Below are 3705 nucleotides of genomic sequence, written 5' to 3' on the forward strand. Positions count from 1 at the left end.
GCCCGTATCATCGATGGAAAGGCCATCGCCGCGGAGCTTCGCGCCCGCGTTGCCGATGAAGTCGCGCGGGTCAAGCGTGAGCATCAGCTGACCCCGGGCCTGGCCGTGGTGCTGGTCGGCAACGACCCTGCCAGCGAGGTCTATGTCCGTGGCAAGCATACGCAGACGCAGGGCGCCGGCATGGCGTCGTTCGACCACAAGCTGCCGGCCGACGTCGCGCAAGCCGATCTGCTGGCGCTGATCGCGCGGCTCAACCGCGATCCCCTGGTGCACGGCATTCTGGTGCAATTGCCGCTGCCGAGATCGCTGCATACCGAGACCATCATCAACGCCATCGATCCCGCCAAGGATGTCGATGGGCTGCATCCGAGCAATGCGGGCCGGCTCGCCAGCGGATTTTCCGCGCTGTCGCCCTGCACGCCGCTCGGCTGCATCATCCTGACCAAAAGCGTGCATGCCTCGCTGGAAGGCATGAACGCCATCGTGATCGGCCGTTCCAGCCTGGTCGGCCGGCCGCTGCTGCAATTGCTGCTCAACGAAAACGCCACGGTGACGATCGCGCATTCGCGCTCGCGCGAGCTGGCAAAACTCTGCGCCCGCGCCGATCTGGTTTATGCCGCGGTAGGCCGGGCGGAAATGGTGCGCGGCGACTGGATCAAGCCGGGCGCCACCGTGATCGATGTCGGCATCAACCGGCTGCCGGCGGACGGCGGCAAGACCCGGCTGGTCGGCGATGTCGCCTTTCAGGAAGCGCTCGATGTCGCCGGCGCGATCACCCCGGTGCCCGGCGGCGTCGGCCAGATGACGGTGGCATGCCTGTTGGTCAACACGCTGCGCGCGGCCTGCACGATTGCCGGCCTGCCGGCGCCGGGGGTGTAAGGCCGCGACGCGGCTCTCACCCCGTCGTTGCGAGGAGCAAAGCGACGAAGCAATCCATCGCACCGCGCAAGGAAAGATGGATTGCTTCGCTTGCGCTCGCAATGACGAAAAACGGGCTGCGCAAGCCCGATCCATTCTTACTTCTTCGCCCGCGCGATGCCTTCCAGGATCAGCCGGTGCGCGTCCTCGGCGTTGCCCCAGCGCAGCACCTTCACCCATTTGCCGGGTTCGAGATCCTTGTAGTGCTCGAAGAAGTGCTGGATCTGCTGCAGCGTGATGTCGGGAAGGTCGCTGTAGTTCCTCACCTTGTCGTAGCGCTGGGTCAGTTTCGAGGAGGGCACCGCGATGATCTTCTCGTCGCCGCCGGCCTCGTCTTCCATCAACAGCACGCCGACCGGCCGCGCGCTCATCACCGCGCCCGGCACGATCGCGCGGGTGTTGGCGACCAGCACGTCGCAGGGATCGCCGTCGCCGGACAGCGTGTGCGGGATGAAGCCGTAATTGCCGGGATAGCGCATCGCCGTATAGAGGAAGCGATCGACCACCAGCGTGCCGGCTTCCTTGTCCATCTCGTATTTGATCGGCTCGCCGCCAACGGGAACTTCGATCACGACATTGACGTCATGCGGCGGATTGATTCCGATCGAGATGGCGTCGATGCGCATGAGAACTCCGCCTGGCCGTGAAGTGGAACCGACATCGGTGAAGGCGCGCGGGTCAAGGCCGCTCGTCGCGCAGCCAATGCCGGAGAATTGCCGGTCTCAATTGGTCCAGGCGAAGGCGACCTTGTCGAGCGACTTCGGCCCGAACTTCTCCGAGGAGCGCGCCACCATGCGGCCGCCGAGCGCGCGGTAAAACTGCGTCGCCGGATCGTTGTCGGAGAGCGCCCAGATCACCATGCTCTTCAGGCCGCTCTGCACCAGGTCGCGCCGGGCGGCGGTGAACAGGCGGCGCCCGAAGCCGAGGCCCTGGAATTCCGGCCGCAAATAGAGTTCGTAGATCTCGCCTTCGAAATGCAGGCTGCGGGCACGGTTGCGGCCGTAATTGGCATAGCCGGCGATCCTGTCGCCGAACACCAGCACGCTGACGCGGCTGCCCTTGCGGATCGCGCTGTCCCACCATTGCGGGCCGCGGCGGTTGATCAGCTTTTCCAGTTCGGCGCCGGGGATGATGCCCTGATAGGCCGAGCGCCAGGCTTCGTCATGGGTTGACGCCACCGCGGCCGCATCCGCAGCTTTGGCCGGCCGAACCTCGATCAGGGTTGTGCTCATGGTGCTAATCAAAGCAAGTCGGCGCGCCGCCTTCAAGGTCTATCGTTAATTATGGGTTAACCTGTGGATTTTCTGCATCAGTTTTTCGTTCACTTGTGCCGAAAGAGGACAAAGCATTGCCCTGACCGGCCGTTCGCTGATGCCTGGCGGGGCATTGCGAAGCCGCTCCAGCCCGGCGAACATGTCCATGTCACGGAAAAATACCCCGGATTTGATTCGTTGCCGGTATTCTGTCGGCGAATCTGGACACGCCGCCGTGGCGTTCGCGGCGAAGCGGGCAGCGGTTGGCGTGAAGAAAACCCTTCAAAACAAGGGATGAGGCTACGTCAGGGCTCATGCACTCGGCCAAACTATCATCCGCTCTGGTTGTGTTGATGGCGCTTGCTCCGCAGACCGTGTCGGCGCAGCCGGGATTCGGCGCGCAAGGCGGCGAAGGCGCGCCAAACCGCCTGCAGCAATGGCTGGTGCCATCGCCCGATTCCGGCACGCCGGCGCATGCCGTGCTGTTTCGCCCGCCCGGCGCTGGCCCGTTTCCGCTGGCGCTGATCGCGCACGCCTCCAGCCAGAACGTGCTGCGTCGCGCGCAAATGCCGCCACCGGAATATCGCGCGCTGTCGGCCTGGCTGGTCGCGCGCGGTTTTGCGGTGCTGGTGCCGGAACGGCCGGGGCATGGCGCGACCGGCGGGAAATATCTGGAGGACCAGGGCGGCTGCGACGAAGCCGATTATTCCCGTGCCGGGCGCGCCACCGCGGAGGCGATTGGCGCGGCACTCAACTATCTGCGTGGGCAACCGTTCATCCGGCCGGATGGCGCGGTCATCGTCGGCCACTCCGCCGGCGGATGGGGCGCGCTGGCCCTGGCCGGCGAAAATCCGCCGGGCGTATCCGCCATCGTTGCGTTCGCGCCGGGCCGCGGCGGCCGCGCCAATGATTTTCCCAATCAGGTCTGCGCGCCGCACACGCTGATGTCGTCGGCGAGCGAATTCGGCAAGACCGCGCGCGTGCCGGTGACGTGGCTGGTGGCGGCCAACGACAGCTATTTTTCGCCGACGCTGTCGCGACAACTGGCGGAGGCGTTTCGCGGCGGCGGCGGAAAAGTGGATCTTCAGGTGCTTGTGGCTTACGGCAGCGAGGGACACTGGCTGCCGGAAACCGAGGGCGGCGTCAAACTCGCGGCACCGGAGCTCGACCGCGCGCTGAAGCGGCTGCGGCCGACGGCCGCCAAAAAACCCTGACCCTGCTGACGCCGGATGGCACATGGCCTATGATGCCGGCGATGAGCCTGTGGCCCGACGATGATGTGATCCTCTATGACGGCGTCTGCGTGTTCTGCTCGCGCTGGGTCCGCTTCATCGCCACGCGCGACGTCGAAAGACGATTCCGCTTCACCGCGATTCAGTCGGACTACGGAACGCGTCTGGCGCACGCCTTCGGCATCGACCCCGGCGATCCCGACACCAACGCCGTGATCCATGGCGGCGTCGCGCATTTCAGGTCCGACGGCGCGCTGACCACGTTGAGCCTGCTGCCGGGCTGGCGCTGGGCAGGCGTCCTG

The 3705-nt window shown here is 65.7% G+C and carries 5 protein-coding genes; 3 read left to right on the forward strand and 2 right to left on the reverse strand.

Annotated elements, in window-relative coordinates:
- Positions 1 to 879 (forward strand): bifunctional methylenetetrahydrofolate dehydrogenase/methenyltetrahydrofolate cyclohydrolase (locus WCE35_RS07725; RefSeq protein ID WP_424592758.1); only part of this gene is annotated, 879 nt, incomplete at its 5' end.
- Between the two features lie 137 nt (positions 880 to 1016).
- On the opposite strand, the gene ppa is transcribed toward WCE35_RS07725, so the two are convergent.
- Positions 1017 to 1544 carry an inorganic diphosphatase gene (gene ppa / locus WCE35_RS07730; RefSeq protein WP_424592759.1) on the reverse strand — a complete coding sequence of 176 codons (528 nt, stop codon included), beginning with the start codon at positions 1542 to 1544 and terminating at the stop codon, positions 1017 to 1019.
- A 96-nt stretch (positions 1545 to 1640) separates the two neighbouring features.
- Entirely contained in the window at positions 1641 to 2150 is a 510-nt protein-coding gene (locus WCE35_RS07735) for an N-acetyltransferase family protein (protein ID WP_424592760.1), read from the reverse strand.
- A 374-nt stretch (positions 2151 to 2524) separates the two neighbouring features.
- Between WCE35_RS07735 and WCE35_RS07740 the strand changes: the two genes are divergently transcribed.
- Positions 2525 to 3385, forward strand: coding sequence for an alpha/beta hydrolase family protein (locus tag WCE35_RS07740; RefSeq protein WP_424592761.1), 861 nt, complete (start codon positions 2525 to 2527; stop codon positions 3383 to 3385).
- Positions 3386 to 3426: 41 nt separating this feature from the next.
- A partial coding sequence (locus WCE35_RS07745) for a thiol-disulfide oxidoreductase DCC family protein (protein ID WP_424592762.1) occupies positions 3427 to 3705 on the forward strand: 279 nt, incomplete at its 3' end.

The organism is Bradyrhizobium sp., from assembly GCF_049691595.1.
Lineage (GTDB): Bacteria > Pseudomonadota > Alphaproteobacteria > Rhizobiales > Xanthobacteraceae > Bradyrhizobium.

Bases quoted from the DNA above. Each gene is read 5' to 3' on its own strand.
- WCE35_RS07740 (WP_424592761.1), top strand. From the start codon at position 2,525: ATGGCGCTTGCTCCGCAGACCGTGTCGGCGCAGCCGGGATTCGGCGCG.
- WCE35_RS07735 (WP_424592760.1), bottom strand. From the start codon at position 2,150: ATGAGCACAACCCTGATCGAGGTTCGGCCGGCCAAAGCTGCGGATGCG.
- ppa (WP_424592759.1), bottom strand. From the start codon at position 1,544: ATGCGCATCGACGCCATCTCGATCGGAATCAATCCGCCGCATGACGTC.